The 20,750-nt window shown below is 64.9% G+C and carries 20 protein-coding genes; 8 read left to right on the forward strand and 12 right to left on the reverse strand.

What is annotated here, in order from left to right; translation table 11 throughout:
* Positions 1 to 1,752: an IlvD/Edd family dehydratase gene (locus tag A6V37_RS27460; RefSeq protein ID WP_064286492.1), complete on the reverse strand. Its 1,752-nt coding sequence runs from the start codon at positions 1,750 to 1,752 to the stop codon at positions 1 to 3.
* A 117-nt stretch (positions 1,753 to 1,869) separates the two neighbouring features.
* Between A6V37_RS27460 and A6V37_RS27465 the strand changes: the two genes are divergently transcribed.
* The 4 genes from A6V37_RS27465 (at position 1,870) to A6V37_RS27480 (ending at position 5,332) form a co-directional block, all read left to right on the forward strand.
* A complete protein-coding gene (locus tag A6V37_RS27465; protein WP_082904876.1) occupies positions 1,870 to 2,874 on the forward strand; it encodes a LysR family transcriptional regulator in 1,005 nt (334 codons plus the stop codon).
* Between the two features lie 208 nt (positions 2,875 to 3,082).
* Positions 3,083 to 3,472, forward strand: a complete 390-nt coding sequence (locus A6V37_RS27470) for a DUF6232 family protein (RefSeq protein ID WP_064271572.1) — start codon at positions 3,083 to 3,085, stop codon at positions 3,470 to 3,472.
* 182 nt (positions 3,473 to 3,654) lie between these two features.
* On the forward strand, positions 3,655 to 3,996 hold the full coding sequence (locus tag A6V37_RS27475) for a hypothetical protein (protein ID WP_064271573.1): 342 nt from the start codon (positions 3,655 to 3,657) through the stop codon (positions 3,994 to 3,996).
* A gap of 247 nt (positions 3,997 to 4,243) precedes the next feature.
* Positions 4,244 to 5,332, forward strand: coding sequence for a hypothetical protein (locus A6V37_RS27480; RefSeq protein ID WP_064286493.1), 1,089 nt, complete (start codon positions 4,244 to 4,246; stop codon positions 5,330 to 5,332).
* A 19-nt stretch (positions 5,333 to 5,351) separates the two neighbouring features.
* Here A6V37_RS27480 and A6V37_RS27485 read toward each other — a convergent pair whose 3' ends face one another.
* Entirely contained in the window at positions 5,352 to 7,805 is a 2,454-nt protein-coding gene (locus A6V37_RS27485) for a glycogen/starch/alpha-glucan phosphorylase (RefSeq protein WP_064271575.1), read from the reverse strand.
* Positions 7,806 to 8,530: 725 nt separating this feature from the next.
* On the opposite strand from A6V37_RS27485, the gene A6V37_RS27490 reads away from it, so the two are divergent.
* Entirely contained in the window at positions 8,531 to 9,898 is a 1,368-nt protein-coding gene (locus tag A6V37_RS27490) for an MFS transporter (protein ID WP_208607898.1), read from the forward strand.
* 107 nt (positions 9,899 to 10,005) lie between these two features.
* Here the strand turns inward: A6V37_RS27490 and ltaE are convergent, their stop codons facing one another.
* The 3 genes from ltaE to A6V37_RS27505 all read right to left on the reverse strand — a co-directional run bounded on the left by ltaE (position 10,006) and on the right by A6V37_RS27505 (position 12,465).
* On the reverse strand, positions 10,006 to 11,013 hold the full coding sequence (gene ltaE / locus A6V37_RS27495; protein WP_064286494.1) for a low-specificity L-threonine aldolase: 1,008 nt from the start codon (positions 11,011 to 11,013) through the stop codon (positions 10,006 to 10,008).
* 221 nt (positions 11,014 to 11,234) lie between these two features.
* Positions 11,235 to 11,984, reverse strand: a complete 750-nt coding sequence (locus A6V37_RS27500; protein WP_064271577.1) for a peptidoglycan DD-metalloendopeptidase family protein — start codon at positions 11,982 to 11,984, stop codon at positions 11,235 to 11,237.
* A gap of 169 nt (positions 11,985 to 12,153) precedes the next feature.
* On the reverse strand, positions 12,154 to 12,465 hold the full coding sequence (locus A6V37_RS27505; protein ID WP_064271578.1) for a cupin domain-containing protein: 312 nt from the start codon (positions 12,463 to 12,465) through the stop codon (positions 12,154 to 12,156).
* 248 nt (positions 12,466 to 12,713) lie between these two features.
* On the opposite strand from A6V37_RS27505, the gene A6V37_RS27510 reads away from it, so the two are divergent.
* Both A6V37_RS27510 and A6V37_RS27515 read left to right on the forward strand, forming a co-directional pair.
* A complete protein-coding gene (locus A6V37_RS27510; RefSeq protein ID WP_064271579.1) occupies positions 12,714 to 13,034 on the forward strand; it encodes a hypothetical protein in 321 nt (106 codons plus the stop codon).
* Positions 13,035 to 13,205: 171 nt separating this feature from the next.
* Positions 13,206 to 13,949 (forward strand): DUF2968 domain-containing protein, encoded by a 744-nt coding sequence (locus tag A6V37_RS27515; protein ID WP_064271580.1) that lies wholly within the window; start codon positions 13,206 to 13,208, stop codon positions 13,947 to 13,949.
* Between the two features lie 181 nt (positions 13,950 to 14,130).
* Here A6V37_RS27515 and A6V37_RS27520 read toward each other — a convergent pair whose 3' ends face one another.
* The 7 genes from A6V37_RS27520 to A6V37_RS27550 all read right to left on the reverse strand — a co-directional run bounded on the left by A6V37_RS27520 (position 14,131) and on the right by A6V37_RS27550 (position 19,568).
* A complete protein-coding gene (locus tag A6V37_RS27520) occupies positions 14,131 to 14,448 on the reverse strand; it encodes a DUF4148 domain-containing protein (protein ID WP_064271581.1) in 318 nt (105 codons plus the stop codon).
* A gap of 269 nt (positions 14,449 to 14,717) precedes the next feature.
* Positions 14,718 to 16,127 (reverse strand): NADP-dependent phosphogluconate dehydrogenase, encoded by a 1,410-nt coding sequence (gene gndA / locus A6V37_RS27525; protein ID WP_064271582.1) that lies wholly within the window; start codon positions 16,125 to 16,127, stop codon positions 14,718 to 14,720.
* A gap of 158 nt (positions 16,128 to 16,285) precedes the next feature.
* On the reverse strand, positions 16,286 to 16,918 hold the full coding sequence (locus A6V37_RS27530) for a DUF938 domain-containing protein (RefSeq protein ID WP_064271583.1): 633 nt from the start codon (positions 16,916 to 16,918) through the stop codon (positions 16,286 to 16,288).
* 14 nt (positions 16,919 to 16,932) lie between these two features.
* Positions 16,933 to 17,538 carry a pyridoxamine 5'-phosphate oxidase family protein gene (locus A6V37_RS27535; RefSeq protein WP_064271584.1) on the reverse strand — a complete coding sequence of 202 codons (606 nt, stop codon included), beginning with the start codon at positions 17,536 to 17,538 and terminating at the stop codon, positions 16,933 to 16,935.
* Between the two features lie 46 nt (positions 17,539 to 17,584).
* Positions 17,585 to 18,454 carry an NAD-dependent protein deacetylase gene (locus A6V37_RS27540; RefSeq protein ID WP_064271585.1) on the reverse strand — a complete coding sequence of 290 codons (870 nt, stop codon included), beginning with the start codon at positions 18,452 to 18,454 and terminating at the stop codon, positions 17,585 to 17,587.
* Between the two features lie 50 nt (positions 18,455 to 18,504).
* On the reverse strand, positions 18,505 to 18,726 hold the full coding sequence (locus A6V37_RS27545; protein WP_064271586.1) for an oxidoreductase-like domain-containing protein: 222 nt from the start codon (positions 18,724 to 18,726) through the stop codon (positions 18,505 to 18,507).
* Between the two features lie 77 nt (positions 18,727 to 18,803).
* Entirely contained in the window at positions 18,804 to 19,568 is a 765-nt protein-coding gene (locus A6V37_RS27550; protein WP_064271587.1) for an SDR family oxidoreductase, read from the reverse strand.
* 241 nt (positions 19,569 to 19,809) lie between these two features.
* Here A6V37_RS27550 and A6V37_RS27555 point away from each other — a divergent pair, with 241 nt between their 5' ends.
* Positions 19,810 to 20,676, forward strand: coding sequence for a polysaccharide deacetylase family protein (locus A6V37_RS27555; protein ID WP_064271588.1), 867 nt, complete (start codon positions 19,810 to 19,812; stop codon positions 20,674 to 20,676).
* Positions 20,677 to 20,750: the final 74 nt, after the last annotated feature.

The raw sequence follows: 20,750 nt of genomic DNA on the forward strand, positions 1-20,750 counted from the left end.
TCAGTGCGAGTGGCGCGGCACGGCGGCGCCGCGCTTGCCTACGAGGAAATCGAGGTCGCAACCTTCGTCGGCCTGCAGCACGTGATCGACATAAAGACGCGCATAGCCGCCCTTGCCCTGCTGCTCCGCCACGCCCGGCGCGGCCATCGGATCGACGTCGGAGAGGCGCCGCAGCAGTTCTTCGTCGCTGATGTCAAGATGCAACCGGCCCGCCTCGCAATCGAGCTCGATCCAGTCGCCGTTGCGCACCGCCGCAAGCGGGCCGCCCGCCGCCGCTTCCGGCGCGACGTGCAGCACCACCGTGCCGTAGGCCGTGCCGCTCATGCGCGCGTCCGAGATGCGCACCATGTCCTTCACGCCCTGACGCAGCAGCTTGGGCGGCAGGCCCATGTTGCCGACTTCGGCCATGCCCGGATAGCCGCGTGGGCCGCAATTCTTCATCACGAGGATCGAGTCCTTGTCGACATCGAGCGATTCGTCGCCGATGGTCGCCTTGTAGTGATCGAAGTTCTCGAACACCACGGCGCGGCCACGATGTTTGAGCAGTTCGGGTGTCGCCGCCGACGGTTTCAGCACCGCGCCGCGCGGCGCAAGATTGCCGCGCAGGATACAGATGCCGCCGTCTTCGATCAACGGCTTGCCCAGCGGTCTGATCACCTCGTCGTTGTGGTTCGGCGCTTCGCACACGTTGTCCCAGATCGACTTGCCGTTGACCGTGAGCGCATTGGGATGCGGCAGCAGGTTCGCTTCGCCCAGACGCCGCAGCACCGCCGGCAGACCGCCCGCGTAATAGAACTCTTCCATCAGGAAGCGGCCCGAGGGCTGCAGGTCGACGATGGTCGGCGTATTACGGCCGATACGCATCCAATCCTCGAGCTCGAGCGGCACGCCCATGCGCCCCGCAATCGCCTTCAGGTGGATCACGGCATTGGTCGAGCCGCCGATCGCGGCATTGGTGCGAATCGCGTTCTCGAACGCTTCGCGCGTCAGCACCTTGGAGAGCGTGAGGTCCTCAAGCGCCATCTGCACGATGCGCATGCCGGACAAATGCGCGAGCACGTAGCGGCGCGCATCGACGGCGGGAATCGCAGCGTTGTGCGGCAGCGAGACGCCGAGCGCTTCGGCCATGCCCGCCATCGTCGAGGCCGTGCCCATGGTATTGCAGGTGCCCGCCGAGCGCGACATGCCCGCTTCGGCTGAGAGGAAATGATGCAGGTCGATCTCGCCCGCCTTGAGCGACTCGTGAAGCTTCCACACCGCAGTGCCCGAGCCGATGTCCTTCCCTTCGAGCTTGCCGTTGAGCATCGGGCCACCGCTCAGCACGATGGCGGGCACGTCGCAGCTCGCCGCGCCCATCAGCAGCGCGGGCGTGGTCTTGTCGCAGCCGCACAGCAGCACGACGGCGTCAATGGGATTGCCGCGAATTGCCTCTTCCACATCCATCGAGGCGAGATTGCGTGTGAGCATCGCCGAAGGACGCAGGTTCGATTCGCCGCTCGAGAACACCGGAAACTCCACCGGGAAGCCGCCCGCCTCGTAAATGCCACGCTTCACGTGCTCCGCGAGCTTGCGGAAATGCGCATTGCAGGGCGTGAGTTCCGACCAGGTGTTGCAGATGCCGATGATCGGCCGGCCGTCGAATTCGTGATCCGGAATGCCCTGATTCTTCATCCAGCTTCGGTACATGAAGCCGTTCTTGTCCATGGTGCCGAACCATTGGTGGGAGCGCAGTTTGGGTTTGGTTGCCGACATTGTCCGTCTTTGGGAGGGCTAGATTTGCGTGCAGTTTAAGGACCAAACTGATAACCTACTAATGAAATGTTGGCTGCTTGCCATATCAGTTTAGATATCAGTGTAAACACGTAAATCATGCTGGATTCGAACCCCTGGTACGTCCGTACCCGCCTGAAAACTCGCCAATTGCTCCTTGTGGCTGCGCTGGCCGAAGAAGGCAACATCCACCGGGCGGCAACGGCCTTGAACATGACCCAGCCTGCCGCCTCGAAACTGTTGCGCGAGTTGGAGGAGATGCTCGGCGCGGTCCTATTTGAGCGCATGCCGCGCGGCGTGCGGCCAACTCTCTATGGCGATGCGTTGATCCGCCATGCACGCGTCGTGCTCGATAGTCTCGACCAGGCACAGGAAGAACTGGCCGCGTTGAAGGCCGGGCGCCTGGGGCACGTTGCGGTGGGTGCTATCACCTCGCCGGGCGTGCGAGTGCTGCCGGCGGCTGTCGCGGCAGTCAAGCGCATACATGCGAACATGCGTGTCTCGGTCGAAATCGACACCAGTAACCTGCTGCTGGAGCGACTGGCGCAAGACAAGCTCGACGTCGTGATCGGGCGCCTGTCGGCGGAGCACGACAAGCGCCAGTTGTCCTACGAACCGTTGGCCGGCGAGCCCGTCTGCGCAGTGGTTCGGCGAGGCCACCCGCTGCTGACGGGGGAGCCAGTTGCGCTGTCCGATGTCCAACGCGGCGCGTGGGTCGTGCCGCCGGCCGGCAGCGTGCTGCGGCATCGCTTCGAGCTCATGTTCCAGCGCGCAAGCCTTGCTCCGCCCTCGAACGTCGTGGACGCGGCGGCGCTGCTCTTCATTACGCGGGCGCTCGAGAAGAGCGACATGATCGCCGTGCTCGCCGAAGATGTTGCGCGTTATTACGCGGCACACGGCATGGTGGAGATCCTGCCTCTGCCGATGGACTGTCAAATGGACGACTTTGGGATCATCACCCCGGCGGAGAAACTTCTCTCCCCCGCCGCGGCTCTGATGATCGACGCGCTGCGCGAAGCGAGCCGCGAGACGTACGACCTGCCCTATCGCGTTGGCGCAGACGCCGTCGATACGCTTGCAAGCCAGCTTCCATTCGGAAGCTAAAATTGTGAGCCGCTGGCATGCTATGAAAGCCGTTGTCAGTGAGCGCTCGATACCGACGCCAAATCCAAGTCCAAAAGATCCTTAACTCCTGTTTTTAGTCAGACAGACCGCACTCCTTGTGTAGCAAGCCTCACAGCGCATCAAAAATTCCATAACGTTAGGAAATTGAAGTACGCTGCGCTCTTTGCCACCGCTAGCATCCGATTCGATGGAAACTCCTTTCAATGATCGCGGCGTGTCCGTCACGCGCAACGCACTCTCGTCAGCTGGCCAGGTGTTCCCGCTGCGCGATATCGCGGGCGTGCAGGTCGTCACCGTGCAGAAGAACAAAGTCTTGCCAGTCACGATTTCGGTGCTCGGTGTTATCGGCGCAATTGTCGGCGCCGTATTGCACTCGCCGGCGGGCATGGTGTGCGGCACGATGCTGGTCGTGGTCGGCTGGATCACGTGGGCGACCCAGGACGTCACCCATCGTCTGATGGTGCAGACGGCCAACGGTGAACGCGAAGCGCTCATGAGCACCGACCGCGATTTCGTCGAGCGTGTCGGCGCGGCCGTGAATGAGGCAAAGGCAGCAGTGGTGACGGCGAAAGACTGAGACCACCGCCGGTGCCGGCCTGGCACCACGCCGCGCGCCGCCCATGGCATCTCGGAACGCCCACGCGTGTTAACACAATTTTGATTCGCCGCGCAGCAGCTTTAGCGCATCCTTAAGGCGGGCGTCGTTAGAGTGGACGGGTATCAACAACGCGCGCCGCCTCGCCGCATCGGCGCAACGCTATGCTTACCCCTGTCGCAACGTCCGAACTCGCCGCCCCGCGCTCCTCGCGCGCGCCACGTCCTGCCCGCCGCACGCATATCGTCGTTCCTCTTGTCATGATCGACGTCACCGTGCCCGGCACCTCGTCGGCAAACGGACGGCGCGCGTTGCACGCCGCGTTCGGCAACGATCTGCGGCTCTATGTAGTCACCGTCGACCAACAGCACGAACGCGTGACCTTTCGCGTCGAAGTCACTTCGCGCACGCTCGACAATGTCATCGGCCTGCTGATCGCCTCCCTCGATCACGCCACGCTCGGCCGCGCGCAGGAAACCGTGATCCGGCGTGCGCGCGACTATTGACGCGGAGCGTCGACGGCACGGGTTTGCCCAGCGCACCGGGACCTTGACACATCTTTGCAGACGCACGCGAGCGGCCATGTAGAGTCGCCGCTCCGTTACCGCGTTTTCCCTCGCGCAGGCCCCCAGGTGCCCCGGTTTCACCGCTCATGCAGCGGCAGTCCAGTGAGATTGCCGCCCGCGCGGTCCGCCTCGCCACTCACATCGCACCGCCTTCGTCAGGGACTCGCTCTTTTGCAAAGCGTGATCTATGTTCCTGTCGTCTCTCGATGCCGCGCGCCGGCAGTTGCGTTTCCATGGCCGGCGCTTCGGGGCTGTCGCGTTCGTCGCCGCCGGCGCGCTCTTCGCGCTGAGCGGTTGCGCCGTCTCCTTCCCCACGCCCACCCCGCCGGCGCCCACCGCCTCGCTGATTAACGGCGGCAACGACGGCCTGTTGATTCCGCTGCACGTGGAACGCGCCGACGGCGACCACGCCCGCCTCGGCCTGCCCGTTCAACTGGACGGCAAACCGGTGTATCTCGGGCTGGACACGGGCACGCAAGGCGTGCGCGTACTGAAGTCGGTTCTGCCAGGCAGCTATCCAAGCGCCGGTCCTGCGACGTCGCTGCCGCTCGCGAACGGCGCACAAGTCTCCGGCGCGGCCGTTAAATTGCCCATGAGCATCGCCGGCACGAAGCCGGCGCAGATCGACGCGCAAGCGGTCGATTCAGTGAGCTGCCAGGTCAACTTCCGGCGCTGTGTGGGCATGGACGGCTACACCGCCGAATTCGGCTGGGCGTTCTCGGGCCTGTTCGGCATCGGCGCGGCGCAACCGGACGACAGTTGTTGCACGCAACCGCTGCGCGCCCTGCCCGGCAACATCGGCCAGCGCTATCTGGTGCACTCGAATTTCGCGAAGCCTTACCTGGTGCTGAGCCCTTCGGGCACGCTCACGAAGGACTACACGATGGTGCCGATGACTGTCCTGCAGGACGGCACGGTGCAATGGCCGAGAGGCTGCGTCAACGTAGGCGACAAGATGACCTTTTGCGCGCCGCTGATGTTCGCCACGGCGAGCACGGACATGATCCGCGTCGAAATGGACAAGGCGCCGAACTGGACCGGCGACGACGAGGTCGGCAAGGTGCTCAATCAGGGCAACTACAACGCGGCGCTCGGCTCGGGCAAATGGGTGCATCGCTACGAAGGCGCCCAGGTCACGATCGTCAAGGCCAAACCGGGCGCGGACCGTATCGTGATCGGTCTGATGGGCATGCAGAACATCGACGTGCTGTTCGATTTTCCGCGTGGCCAGCTGGGCCTGCGCGCCGCCACCGAGGTCGAGCAGCTCGCGCAGTAATCGCCCGCCAAACCGCCCGCTAGCCGAGATTGAGCGGATTCACATGCCAGATATTGCGCGCATACTCGCCAATCGTGCGGTCCGACGAAAACTGCCCCATGCCGGCCACATTCTCGATCGCACTTTCAGCCCACGCGCGCTTGTCGACATAGCGGGCATCCACGTCGTTCTGTGCCTTCGCAAACGCGGCGAAATCGGCCAGCACCATGTAGTGATCGCCCCAATCGACCAGCGTGTGGAAAATATCCGCAAAGCGCCGCTGATCGTGCGGTGAAAAGTAGCCTGAGCGGATCTGGTCGAGCGCCATGCGCAGTTCCGGGTTCTCTTCGTAAATCTGCCGCGGCCGGTAGCCGGCGGCGCGCAGGCTGTCCACTTCGTCGGCGGTGTGGCCGAAGATGAAGATGTTCTCGCGGCCCACCGCGTCGCAGATCTCGATGTTGGCGCCGTCCATCGTGCCGATCGTCAACGCGCCGTTGAGGGCGAGCTTCATGTTGCCGGTGCCCGATGCTTCCGTGCCGGCCGTCGAAATCTGCTCCGACAGATCGGCCGCCGGGATGATCAGCTCGGCCACGCTCACGCCGTAGTTAGGCACGAACACCACCTTCAGCCGGTCGCCGATCAGCGGATCGTGATTGACCTTATGACCGACGTCGCCGATCAGCTTGATGATCGTCTTCGCCATCCGGTACGCGGACGCGGCCTTGCCGGCGAACATCACCACGCGCGGCACCCAGTCGCGCTCGGGGTTCGCGCGAATCTGGTTGTAGCGCACGATCACGTGCAGCACGTTGAGCAGTTGCCGCTTGTATTCGTGAATCCGTTTGACCTGCAAATCGAAAAGCGCGTCCGGATCGAACTGCTGTTTCGTGTGATGCGCGAGCCGCTCCACGAGCCGCAATTTGTTCTGCCGCTTCGCTTCACGGAAGGCCTCGATAAACCCGCTGTCGTTGCGCAGATTGCGCAGTTGCTCCAGCTCGAACAGGTTGCTGCGCCAATGCCTGCCAATCTGCTGATCGATCAGCGACGACAGCGACGGGCTCGCCTGCGCGAGCCAGCGGCGCGGCGTGATGCCGTTGGTCACATTGGTGAAGCGGTCCGGATAGAGGCGCGCGAAGTCGGCGAAGATATTGCGTGTCATCAGTTGCGAATGCAGCTTCGACACGCCGTTCACCTTGTGGCTCGCCACGATTGCCAGATACGCCATGCGCACGCGCCGCTGGCCGTATTCGTCGACGAGCGAGATGCGGCGGATCATCTCGCCGTCGTGGTTCGATTGCGCGCTGACGTGCTTGAGAAACTCCGCATTGATCTCGAAGATGATCTCGAGATGCCGCGGCAGCAGGCGCGCCAACATTTCGACGTCCCAGGTTTCGAGCGCTTCGGGCATCAACGTGTGGTTCGTGTACGAAAAGATCTGCGTGACATGGCTCCACGCCTTGTCCCACTGTAGATGATGGACGTCCACCAGCAAGCGCATCAGCTCGGGAATCGCCAGCACCGGGTGCGTATCGTTCAGATGCACCGCCACTTTTTCGGAGAAGCGCCCGAACGTGCTGTGCGTGCGCTGATAGCGGCGAATCAGATCCTGCATGGTCGCCGAGACGAAAAAGTATTCCTGCCGCAAGCGCAGTTCGCGGCCGGCCGGCGTCGAGTCGTCCGGATACAGCAGGCGCGACACATTCTCCGACATGTTCTTCGTGTCGACCGCGTTGCGATAGTCGCCGCGATTGAACGCGCCGAGATCGAGCTCGTCGGTCGCGCGTGCCGACCACAGGCGCAGCGTGTTGGTGGCGTCCGTCGCGTAGCCCGGAATGACAGTGTCGTAGGCGGTGGCGTTCACATGCTCCGTGTCGATCCATTCGACATGCTCGCCTCGCTGTACCGTGCGCCCGCCAAAGTGCACCATGTACTTGATCTCGGGCCGTGGAAATTCCCATGGATTGCCCGCGCGCAGCCAGTAGTCCGGCGCTTCGACCTGTTCGCCGTTGACGATCTGCTGGCGGAACATGCCGTACTCGTAACGGATCCCGTAGCCGAACCCCGGAATGCCAAGCGTCGCCATCGAGTCGAGAAAGCACGCCGCCAGCCGGCCCAGGCCGCCGTTGCCGAGCGCGGCGTCCGGTTCGATTTCGGCCAGCATGTCCATGTCGACGCCCAGGCTCGCGAGCGCCTCCTTCATCTGGTCGTGAATGCCGAGCGCGAGCAACGCGTTCGTGAAAGTCCGGCCGATCAGGAATTCCATGGACAGGTAGTAGACGCGCTTCACGTCCTGTTCGTATTGCAGGCGCGTGGTCTTCATCCAGCGCGCGACCAGCCGGTCGCGCACGGCCAGCGCGGCGGCATGCAGCCAGTCATGCGGATGCGCGGTGACGGCGTCCTTGCCGACGCCGTACATCATGCGATTGGAAATAGAGCGCCGTAGCGCGTCGACGGTACTGTTGAGCTGGTCGAATTCCAGATCGACGGTTGTCATCGAAGCCTCCGGGGAAAAGCGACGCGGGCTGCGCGAACCGCACAGGTGACGGGCGGGAGGCACGTCCCGGTCAGGTGAGTGAACAAACAGAGTAGGACATTTTAAGACTACCCGGCGTCGGCGGACATCGGCAAGCACGAGCGGTAAGCTCACGCACATGCCATGCCCGGCGCCAAACCGCGCCGCACCGTCTGTTTTGCACGGGCGAGGTGCAGGTCGTGTGTGAGCGGCACAGCTCATGTGCATCGGCCGTCGCAAAACAGGTAACGAGTGGCGAACGGCCGGGAACGCAGCAACGGGAATGCCCTGCCATTATTTTTTTGCCGCATGACGCGCGGATGACCGCGTCGACCGCTTCAGCGCGTGGTCAAATCGGCGCGCCTCGTCTGCCAGGCGGGTGTACCGGAAGTGCACGCGCCGGCGAGCGCGCGCGCGAATTCAAAGTGGCCGTGCGGGCCTGACCGTTAGTTGCATTATAGACGGCCAAGGCGCATCCCTTCTGCCCGTTTCCCAGCACGATTTCCACGTCTCTGCAACAATCGCTTAACTCGCCGCGCATCAATCCCGACCAGCAGGTTCAGGTCATGCGCGTCGCGTTCCTTGCAACCCTGCCGTCCGCGCGCCGTGCTCCTCGACCGGTCCGGCGCATCGGCGTGCCCACCTCGACGAGCCACGCCTTGTCCGACCAATCCAGCGCCGCCCCGCCGTTCCCCGCGGACGGCCCGATGTCCGCAGCCAACCGCCGCGCGATGGCGGCGATCATGCTCGCCGTCGCGCTCGCCACGCTCGACACCGCCATCGCCAACACCGCCCTGCCCGCCATTGCCGCCGACTTGCATGCGGCGCCCGCGGCGTCGGTGTGGATTATCAACGCCTATCAGCTCGCGATGGTCGCGACCCTGCTGCCGCTCGCCGCGCTCGGCGATATCGTCGGGCACCGGCGCATCTATATCAGCGGCATCGCGCTGTTCACGCTGGCGTCGCTGGCGTGCTCAATGGCGCCGACCCTGCCGCTGCTGGCCGCCGCGCGCGTCGTCCAGGGCCTCGGCGCGAGCGCGATCATGAGTGTCAATACCGCGCTGATCCGCTATCTGTATCCGCCGCACCGGCTCGGCCGCGGCCTCGGCACCAATGCGCTGATCGTCGGCGTATCGTTCGCGGTCGGGCCGACGGTGGCGTCGCTGATTCTGTCCGTGGCCTCGTGGCCGTGGCTGTTCGCGGTCAACGTGCCGCTCGGCCTGCTGGCGTTGAGCTTTGCATGGCCGGCGTTGCCGCACACGGAGCGCGGCAGGCACAACTTCGATCGAGTCGCGGCGCTGCTCAACGTCATCACCTTCGCCGCCCTGATCTTCACGCTGGGCGAAGCGGCCCAGCGCGCGCCGACGCAACTGGTGCTGAGCGCGGCGGCGCTTGCGCTGGTCTTTGGCCTGTTGCTGATACGCCGCGAAGCGGGCCACCCGGCGCCGATGCTGCCGGTCGATCTGTTCAGGCGGCCGGTGTTCGCCTTGTCGGCGGTCACTGCCGTGTGCTCGTTCGCCGCGCAGGGGCTGGCGTTCGTCTCGCTGCCCTTCTACTTCGAAGACGTGCTCCAGCGCAGCCAGGTCGAGACCGGCTTTCTGATGACACCCTGGCCAGTCGTGGTCGCGCTCGCTGCACCGCTGGCCGGCAGTCTGTCCGACCGTTACCCGCCTGGCTTGCTGGGCGCGATCGGACTGGCAGTGCTGTCGGCGGGGATGGCGTCGCTGGCGCTCCTGCCAGTGCACCCTCACGTGCTCGACATCGGCATTCGCATGGCGATATGCGGCGCGGGCTTCGGCTTCTTCCAGTCGCCCAATCTGAAGGCGTTGATGGCGAGCGCGCCGCCCGAACGCAGCGGCGGTGCGAGCGGCATCGTCGCGACCGCACGGCTGATCGGCCAGGCCACGGGCGCGGCGCTGGTCGCCTTGAGCTTCAGCATTGCCGGCCGGCACGGGCCGACGCTCGCGCTGGGCGCCGGCGCCTTCTTCGCGGGTGCAGCGAGCCTGGCAAGCGGACTGCGGTTGCTGGCGCCGTCGCACCGGTCGGGGCAGCCAGTGAAAGCGTCGATGAAATAGAAAAGCGGCCGTACCGGAGTGACGGTACGGCCGCTTTGCCTGTTGACGCGCCCTGATTGATTGCGTGCGACGCGTGGGCCCAACCCACGCCAACTCGCACCAACTACTTACTGCGCCGCGAAATACCCCTTCACCGCGGCGACGAATGTATCGATATCCTCGCGCGACACATCCTTATGCGTCACAAAGCGCGACGCATACAGCATCTGCGTGAGAATGCCGCGTTCCTTGAGCCACGCTTCGAGCGGCGCGCAATGCTGCTGCGGAAACTGCGCGAACACCATATTGGTCGCCACCGACTGCACCTTGACCTGCTCGATCGCGCCCAGCCCCGCTGCCAGATGCTCGGCGTTGTCGTGATCGTCGGCGAGACGCTCGACGTTGTGGTCCAGCGCGTACAGACACGCCGCCGCCAGCACGCCGGCCTGGCGCATGCCGCCGCCCAGCACCTTGCGCCAGCGATGCGCCACGTCGATCAGCGCCTGGCTGCCGACCAGCACCGAGCCCACCGGCGCGCCGAGGCCCTTCGAAAAACAGATCGACACGGAATCGAACGGCTCGCACAGCGCCGCGACCGGTTTGCCCGACGCGACCGCCGCGTTGTAGACGCGCGCGCCGTCGAGGTGCAGGGACAAACCGCGCTGCCGCGCAAGCTGCGTGGCCTCGGCGACATAAGCGGCCGGCAGCACCTTGCCGCCGATGGTGTTTTCCAGCGCCAGCAACCGCGTGCGCGCGAAGTGATTGTCGATCGGCTTGATCGCCGCGGCGACCTTTTCCAGCGGGATCGAACCGTCCGCGGCGTTTTCGAGCGGCTGTGGCTGGATGCTGCCGAGCAGCGCCGCGCCGCCGCCTTCGTACTTATAGGTGTGCGCCAGTTGACCGACGATATATTCGTCGCCGCGCGCGCAGTGCGCCATCAAGGCAGCAAGGTTGCTTTGCGTGCCGCTCGGGAAAAACAGCCCCGCTTCCTTGCCGGTGCGTTGCGCGACCGTGGCCTGCAAGCGGATCACGGTGGGGTCGTCGCCCCAGACATCGTCGCCGACTTCGGCGGCAGACATGGCCGCGAGCATGGCCGCGGTCGGACGGGTGACGGTATCGCTGCGCAAATCGATCATTGTGTGTCTCTGTGCGTCGAGGGTTGATAGCCGGGCTGACAGTTTGGCAGGTAGCCTGGCGATTAGCCGGCTACGGCCGCCCGGCGCACCGCATCGCTTGAAGCAATGGGCGGCCGAAGCGCCGGCGGGTTGAGCCACACAGTATATTCACAATTGACGCCGCGCTGCATTGGCGCTCACACGGCGCTTGAGGGACGCTTCAGGGACGCTTCAGGGACGCCTCAGCCGCCCGACCTCGGCAACCACGCGAGCGGATCGACCGGCTGGCCGTTCTGGCGGACCTCGAACTGGATCGACGCGACGCCGTGGCTATCCGCCCCGACTTCGCCGATCGTCTGCCCTTGCGCGACCGCGTCGCCCTCCTTGACGAGCAGCGTGCTGTTCTGCCCATAGGCGGTGATCAGCGAGTCGTCGTGTTTGATGATGATGAGCGGCCCATACGACTCGATCCCGGTGCCGGCGTAGACCACGCGTCCCGTGGCGGCGGCCTTGACCGGGTCGCCGGGTCGCCCGCCGATCACGATGCCGTTCGACCTGCCCGGTGCGAACGTCCTCAGTACCGGCCCGCGCAGCGGCCATTGCAGCACGCCCTGCTGCGGACCTGCGGAGGCGGTGGGCGGGGACGGCGTGACGCTGACCGGCGGCGTCACCACGCTGCCAGAGGCCATCGGTGGGGACACGCGCAGCACTTGCCCCGGACTGACGGTTGCGTTGGCCGGCAGACCGTTCCACCCCGCGACTTCCTGGATTTTGCGGCCATATGCCGACGCAATGCCGCCGAGCGTATCGCCCGGATTGACGCGATAGAACCCGGCGGGAACCGGAACCGTGCCGAGTGTGGTCGGGCGGGACGGTGTACTGCTGTAGAACGGCGTGCTTTCCCACGGCATGGTCGTACAGCCGCTCATGATCACGCCAAGCGCGACCGCCATCAGGAACCGGCTCGCCATCCATTGCCCTTGTCTTGTCATGTGATTTTCCTCGATGCTTTATTCAATCAATCGGATTCAATCGCTGCCCAAGCATTTGCCGTGCCGCTCACGCCGAGCACACCGCAGTGGTCAATCCACTATCCATTATCCCGCCGATACGCGGCCGCGCCGACGCCGGTATGGCATCAGGACGCGCCAATGCCGGCGTTCACACGCTGCCCGCCGCCTCGACCACCAGTATGCGCGCCGCGCCGATCGGATGAGCCACGTGTTCGGTGCCCGCCGAGGCGTAGAACACGTCGCCCGTTTCCAGAACGGCCGACTGCTCGACGCCGTCTTGCCGATAGCGCATCTCGACGCGGCCATCGAGTACCGCGAACACTTCCTCGCCGTCGTTGACGTGCCATTTGTACGGCTGGTCTGTCCAATGCAGGCGCGTCGTGATGCCACCCATGTTGGCGATATCGAGCGCGCCCCAGGCACGCTCCGCGGTAAAGCTCCTGCTGCGAATGATCTTCATGGTCACCAGACTGTTGAGAAAGGCGGCGCCGGCCAGCCGTTATTCATGCACATGACAGGCCGCCGGACCCGGCGCGCGCCGGCATTCCGGCTGGCCCCATTATAGTTCTGATGACCGGCCCGCCCGCCGCAGCAAGGCCGAGCCGCCGGATTGGTGTGAGTATTGAATCATTTTAGTGCTCGCCTATACTCAGACTTAATGTGCGCTGCACCGTAAGCAAAACGACTGGATACTGAGAGGAGTCGGGGATGAACAATGCCACCTTTCTGGCCGTGCAACTGAACGTCGACGATGTTGCGGCGTCACCCGGTCTGGTCGAATTGCTGAACACCCACCTCATTTTTGCCGCCGACGTGGCCGAAGCCGCCGACGCCCTGGTGCAACTGGCCAGCATCGCGGGCCTGTCGAGCGGCGTGGAAGCCAGCGTCAGCATTCCCGCTGTGGCAATCGAAAGGCTGCGCGAGGCGCTCGACAATCTGAGCGGCTACGACGAATCCTGGCTGCTCGCCCTTGAACCGAGCCGCGCGCTCTTCGACGACATCGGCCGCCGGCAGCGCACTTTGCATTAGCAACGCCACGCCAGGGGAATGCTCGCGCATAGCGGCACGCCCTGGCGTTTGCTCACCGGCGCCGCCTGTCCGCCACGTTTCGCTCACCGCCCGGCTTGCGCGGCCAACCGGCATGCTTCACCGCCGGCGCCCTTTGCAGGCCTCGGCCGAAGTCAACCGGAGGGAACAGCCGTGAAAAGTCTCCTGAACCGCCGCAGCGTGCTGGCAGGCCCGTCGCATCTCGTGCAGATCGCGCGGGAACACGCCGCCAATCCCGTTTTGCCCGACGACAAGGACGAAACAGCATTCGCAGCCACCGATTCGTCGGCTGTGCCGACCTCGCCGGCTGAGCCGGTACGGCCGGTGACGACATTGCGGCCGGTGCCGGTGGTGCCGTCGCCAGTCTATACGCGCGGCGTGCAGATTGCCGACACGGCGGAAGTCGAATGGCTCTGCAAAGAAGAAGCGCTGACACCGTTTCGCGTGTTCCGCAGCTTCGACTACTCGGTCAGCCTGCTCTTTCACGCGAAGGAACTGGCCTACTACATCGCGCTATATCAGGACGGCTCGCTGTGGCGCGCGCTGAAAGCCCCCGACCTCGAAGCCGCCGAAGGCGCCTTTCATCATTTCGAGGAACAGGCCACCCGGCTCTCGGACGGCGAAACCCGCCGCGCGCAGCTGGAGGCGCAGAACGAGCAGCTGGCGCGTATGATCGCGAGTTCCGAGGCGCAGGCCGAACGGCTGCGCAACGATCTGCAGCGGCGTGGCGCGCAGGAGCAAACAGTGTCGAGCCGGCAGCACCAGGTGCGCAAGGAAGTCGCGCAACTGGAAGCGCAACGCGTCGCCGCGCAGGCCCATCTGAACAAGGCGCATCGGCAGATTCATCAGCTCAATCTGGCGAGCAATGAAGCGATTCCGCATTTGCCGGGTCGCTGACCATCGGGCGTCGGGAATCGCGCGTTGACAACGGCGCGCTGTTCCCTGCGCATGACTTGCGCGCACTTCCAGGCCACTGCGCCGCACAACAAAAAACGCCGCCCGGCAAGCCGGACGGCGTTTTTCATTTGCAGCACGCGGCCGGTTAGTCAGGCGGCGTTTGCAGCAGCTTCAGCGCGAATTAGTTGCCGAAGTAGATCGAGTTGCGATCCTTGCCGACCACCGGACGACCGGCTTCCGAGGTGCCGGCCGTCGGTGCGCCATAGCCGCTGTTGGCAGCTTGGGCGGTGCCTTCCTGAGCATCGACGCGGGCTTGTGCGGCCTGCAGTTGCGCCGGGTAGGTGATGTTATCGCCAGCCGGGTTGTAGCCAGCCTTTTCGAGCTGCACCAGTTCGGCGCGAACTTGAGCGCGCGTGACCGGCTGGTTCGATTGGGCGAACGATGCGACAGGAGCGACCAGAGCGGCGGCGACGACAACAGCAGAGATAAGAGTCTTCATGATGTAAACCTCCAGAACTTGTATTTGAATCGCTTTGGGCTCGTTGTCCCGTAGCGCTTAAGTAGAAGTCTAGGAGCGTCGACATCCAGGGGAAACCCCTAAAACCATGAAACTCTATTCCGAATTCTGCAACAGTTTAATAACGATTCGCCGCGGGGCCACTTGTCGCACTGTTCTCAGCAACAATCGCCAATCTAGAATTTCAAGCGCTAATAAAGCCCGGCACGCCTTGCTGGAAGGACGCGCCAGGACTTGATTCAAACGCCGGTTCAGCTCCAGTTCGCGTGGAAGCTACCCGGCTTGTCGACACGTTCGAACGTATGTGCGCCGAAGAAATCGCGCTGCGCCTGAACCAGATTCGCCGGGAGGCGTTCCGAGCGATACGCGTCGAAATACGCCACCGCCGACGCAAAAGCCGGCACCGGCACGCCCGCATTGACCGCGGCCACCACGACCTCGCGCAACGCCGCCTGATAGTTCTTCGCGATGTCGCGGAAGTACGGGTCGAGCAGCAGGTTCGCGATGGTTTTATCCTTCGTGTACGCGTCCGTGATCTTTTGCAGGAAGCGGGCGCGGATGATGCAGCCGGCCCGGAAAATCTTCGCGATCGTGCCGAAGTCCAGATCCCACTTGTACTCTTCGGAAGCGGCGCGCAGTTGCGCGAAGCCCTGCGCGTACGAAATCACCTTGCTGAAGTACAGCGCGCGGCGCACCGACTCCACGAACGCAGCACGCTCGACGCCGAGCGGCTTGGCCTGCGGTCCTTCCAGCACCTTGCTCGCGGCCACGCGCTGATCCTTCAGCGACGACAGCACGCGTGCGAACACCGCTTCGGTGATCAGCGGCAGCGGCGCGCCGAGGTCGAGCGCGTTCTGGCTGGTCCACTTGCCGGTGCCCTTTTGCGCGGCGCGATCGAGAATCACGTCGACCAGATCCTTGCCGGTCTCGTCGTCTTTCTTGCTGAAGATCTTCGAGGTGATCTCGATCAGATAGCTGTCGAGCTCGCCCTGGTTCCACTCGGTATAGACCTTGCCCAGCTCTTCGTTCGACAAGCCGACGACCTGCTTGAGCACCGCGTAGCTTTCCGCGATCAACTGCATATCGCCGTATTCGATGCCGTTATGCACCATCTTCACGAAGTGGCCCGCGCCGTCCGGTCCCATGTAGGCGACACACGGTTCGCCGTCCGGCGCCTTCGCAGCGATTTCGGTGAGAATCGGCGCCACCAGGTCGTACGCGTCGCGCTGGCCGCCCGGCATGATGGACGGGCCCTTCAGCGCGCCCTCCTCGCCGCCTGACACGCCCGTGCCGATGAAGTGCAGGCCAGCTTTCGCCAGCTCCTGATTGCGGCGAATGGTGTCCGTGAAATGCGTATTGCCGCCGTCGATCAGAATGTCGCCCTTGTCCAGCAGCGGCTTGAGCGAAGCGATGGTGGCGTCGGTCGGCTCACCTGCCTTGACCATCAGCAGAATGCGGCGCGGCTTTTCCAGCGACTCGACGAACTCTTCCAGCGTGAAAGCCGGCACCAGCTTCTTGTCCGGACATTCAGCGATGAGTTCGTCGGTTTTCTCGCGGCTGCGGTTGTACACCGACACCGCGTGGCCGCGGCTTTCGATGTTGAGCGCCAGATTGCGGCCCATGACCGCCAGCCCCACCACGCCGATTGCCTGTTTGCCCATGTGAATTCTCCAGAGTCCAAAAATGTCGTGACGCCGCGCCGGAAGGTACGTCGGCGGGACGTCGAGGGTGAAAGAATAAAAGAAATGCCGGCTTGCCGCTCGCTAGCGGGCAGCAGTGCAACCGGACAACAACCAGGCAGCAAGCGGCCGAACGCCTGTCAGACCCGCGCCGCGCCCGCGCGTTTCCTGAACACCAGACTGAAATTGTTGGCCGGCATCGCAACCGGCTCGTCGCGGACGAATCCCGCCGCGGCGCCCAACGCCGTCACAGCTTCCATGTCGCGCACGCCCCACTCGGGATCGCGGCGGCGCAACTGCTGATCGAACGCTTCGTTGCTCGGCGAGGTATGCGCGCCGCCACGTTTGTATGGACCGTAGAGATACAGTACACCGCCGTCGGCGAGCCGGTGGCCGGCGCCCGCGAACAGCGCCTGCGCCGCACTCCACGGCGAGATATGAATCATGTTGATGCACACCACCGCGTCGAGCGCGTCGATGCCCCATTCCGCCTGATGCACGTCCAGAACAAGCGGCGCGCGTATATTCGGCAGCCCTTCGTGCGCGGTCCACGCGGCAATCGAGGCGCGCGCCTCCTCGTCGGCGTCGCTCGGCTGCCAGTCGAGGCCGGGCATCGCTCGGGCGAAATGGATGGCGTGCTGGCCGGTGCCGCTCGCGATTTCGAGCACGCGGCCGGTGGCCGGCAGCACCTGGCGCAGCACGGCGAGGATCGGTTCGCGGTTGCGCTCGGCAGAAGGCGAATGCTGCCGCAACGCCAGAGGGAAATCAGTCATGTTCAGCTTCGGGTTCAGTACAGGGCCGTGCGTACGCGTTCGGCGAGCTCACGGTCGTAGGCCGCGGCGTCGAAATGGGCGCCGTTGATCCGCCGGTGAATCTCACCCGCGCTCGGCAGCCGCGAACGTTCGACGTAATGCGCCGGGTCCCACAGTTTCGAGCGCACCAGCGCTTTCGAGCAGTGAAAGTAGACGGCGTCCACGTCGATCAGCAGCACGGTGCGCGGCAGTTTACCTTCGACGGCGAAACTGTCCAGCCATTGCGGGTCGTTGGAAATGCGGCCGCGGCCGTTCACACGCAAACTCTCGCCCACACCCGGAATGATGAAGAGCAACGCCAGATTTGGCTCAGCGATGATATTGCGCAAACTGTCGATGCGATTGTTGCCGATGCGGTCCGGCAGCGCGAGCGTGCGTTCATCGACTACTCGCACGAAACCCGGCGCGTCGCCGCGCGGCGAACAGTCAAGACCTTCCGGGCCGGCAGTGGCGAGCACCACGAACGGCGCAACTTCGATGAACGCCCGATAGTCTTCGTTGATATACGGGATCTCCTTGCGCACGGCGCGCTCATGCGGCTGACCGTAGATCGCTTCGAGCTGTTCGACTGTCGTCAACATCGGCATTCCTTGGTTAGTTTCGTGCATTCCTCTCGGCACCGCCCGGTCAATCGGCCGCCAGCCGCGCGGCCAGCGCGCTCAGCGTTTCCGCACACGGGGCCGCGACTTTCAACGCCAGCAGCGCGTCGGCGCGCGTGCGCCCCAGATTGATCGCCGCGACCGGCTTGCCGAGCCGTTGCGCCCAGACGCAAAAACGATAGCCGGAATAGACCATCAGCGAAGAGCCGACCACCAGCACCGCGTCCGACGCTTCGAGCGCATGCTCGGCCGCTTCCACCCGCTCCTTCGGCACGTTTTCGCCGAAGAACACCACCGCGGGCTTCAGCAGGCCGCCGCAGGTCGGGCACGCGGGAATACGGAATCCGCCGAGATCGTGCCACTCGAGATGCGCGTCGCCATCGGCGGCGGTTTCGGCGGTCGCGTCCAGAAGCGCCGGGTTGTCCGCCTCGAGGGTCTGCTGGATCGACGCGCGCGAGTGCTGCGTGCCGCAGTCGAGGCACGTCACCGCGTTAATGCCGCCATGCAGTTCGATCACCTCGCGGCTGCCCGCCCGCTGATGCAAGCCGTCGACATTCTGCGTCACCAGTGCCTGCACATGGCCGGCCGCTTCGAGCCGGGCCAGCGCGGCATGCGCGGCGTTCGGCAGCGCGCGCGCCACTACCGGCCAGCCCACCATGCTGCGCGCCCAGTAGCGTTGACGCATGGCGAGCGAGCCGAGAAATTCCTGCACCGTGATGGGCTGCGAGCGTTGCCACTCGCCGTTCTCGTCGCGATAACCGGGAATGCCCGAGTCGGTGCTGATGCCCGCGCCGGTCAGCACGAACAGGCGCGGATATCGCTGCACGAATTCATGCAGGTCGTCCAGCGTGGACGAGACGGTGGGAGGTTCGGGCGGAGCGGACGGAAGGTCTGTCATGGCAGGACGTAGTGAAGGGCCGCGGCCGCGCAGCCGGTCTCGAACATCGCTCAACGACGCGCGCGCGGCTTGCCTCGCCGCGTCTGCGCCGCCTGTGTCGGGGGTGACTTCTGCCGCGCTTGCCATTGGGCGAGCGCGGTTTGATAGCGCTCGAGCGCTTCGTCGTAGAGATCGAATACACACGGATTGCAGCCGCTATGACAACAATCGTCGAGATCGGGTTGCACGGGCGGCACCGGCTGCGGGTCGTCCTGGGGTGTGGCTCGGGGCACGGCGAATCGCTATCCGTCAAGGCGGGAAGCGCCCAGTATAAGTTGATCCCGCCCGCCGCGCAGTCTGGATTCGCTCGTCAGCCCCGTCCGACAAACGGCATCTTGCTCGCCATGATGGTCATGAACTGCACGTTCGCCGCGAGCGGCAACTGCGCCATGTGCAGCACCGCGTCGGCCACATGCTGAACGTCCATCAGCGGTTCGACCGCGATCTCGCCGTTCGCCTGCGGCACACCGCGCGCCATACGCCCGGCCATCTCCGTGGCGGCGTTACCGATGTCGATCTGGCCGCACACGATGTCGTATTTGCGCCCGTCGAGCGACACGGCTTTGGTGAGGCCGGTGATCGCATGCTTGGTCGCCGTGTAGGCAATGCTGTTGGGCCGCGGCGCGTGTGCCGAGATCGAGCCGTTGTTGATGATGCGCCCGCCGCGCGGGTTCTGCGCTTTCATCAGACCGAAGGCGGCGCGCGTACAGAGAAACACGCCTGTGAGATTGGTGTCGACCACCGAGCGCCATTCGTCGATATCGAGTTCATCGATATCCACGGGCGTTCCATTGCGGCCCGCGTTGTTGAACAGCACGTCGAGCCGGCCGTACCGCGCGCGGATCGTGTCGAACAGCGCGGCGACGCTCGCGGCGTCGGTCACGTCGCACGCCACGGCGAGCGCGTTGCCGCCGGCTTGCCGCGCCTCCTCGGCCACCGTGTCGAGCGCCGCCTGACGGCGGCCCGCCAGCACGACGCTATAGCCGTGTCCCGCCAGCCTGAGCGCGCACGCCCGGCCAATGCCACTGCCCGCGCCCGTTACCAGCGCGACCTTCCCGATTCCCGTTTCCGTCACGGCACATCTCCTCGCGTTGTGCAAAATGGGCAGATTGTGCGGTTTCCGGAGGCTCGCTGCACGCAAACCTGCCAGACCCGTCAGCATCCGGGCCGCCTCGCAAGCACTCAGTAAGCGCGCGATCCGGCGCGCGCGTCGAAGCTCGCATCAATGGTATCGTTTGTAGTTGCGCGCCACGCGCGCGATTCGAAACCTTCCCGCATCGGCATGCCGGGCGGAAGGAAGACAGGAAGCACGTTTGATGAAACAACACTCCACGCCGCGGCACGAGGCTCAAGGCGCGCAGGCCGCGCCGACGCGCCGCTGGCCGTTCACCGGTTATCCGGCGATGCTCGTCGCCACCGCCGCATGGCACATATTCGTGCTGGCCGGCTGGCTGCTGGTGCCCGCGGCATGGCCGTGGTGGCTGGCCGCCATCTTTGCGAATCACGCCATCTTCACGGTGGCCGGCCTGTTGCCGCGCACCACGCTGCTGGGCCCGAACTGGACGCGCCTGCCAGCCGGCACGCGCAACGCCGACGCGATCGCGCTGACCATCGATGACGGTCCCGACCCGGTCGTCACACCCCAGGTGCTCGACCTGCTCGATGCATTTGGCGTGCGCGCCACGTTCTTCTGCATCGGCGCGAAGGCGCAGCGCCATCCGGAACTAGCGCGCGAAATCGTCGCGCGCGGCCACGCGCTCGAAAACCATTCGCAGGTCCACGTGCACACGTTTTCCGTGACGTTTCCCGCTGCGCTCACCCGCGAGATCGACGCCGCGCAACGCACGCTCGAATCCCTGAGCGGCGAACGGCCGATGTTCTTCCGCGCGCCCGCGGGCTTGCGCAACATCTTCCTCGAACCGGTGCTGAGCAAGCTGGATCTGAGGCTCGCCGCATGGACGCGGCGCGGCTACGACACGCGTGAGCGCGATCCTCGCGTAGTGGCGCGGCGGCTGCTCGACGGCCTCGCGCCGCGCGACATTCTGCTGCTGCACGACGGCAACGCCGCGCTGACGGTCGAGGGCAAGCCGCTGATCCTCGCCGTTTTGCCGCGTATCATCGACGCGGCCCGGCAGCGGCACCTGCGCTTCGTTACCCTGCGCGAAGCGCGCGTTGACGGCTGAGCGGCGCGCAGACCGGCACGAGCAAGCGCAGCCGCGAAACGCGGCGTAGCGCGAGCGGCGGCGCCGATACGCCG

Source organism: Paraburkholderia ginsengiterrae, assembly GCF_001645125.1.
Taxonomy (GTDB): Bacteria; Pseudomonadota; Gammaproteobacteria; order Burkholderiales; family Burkholderiaceae; genus Paraburkholderia; species Paraburkholderia ginsengiterrae.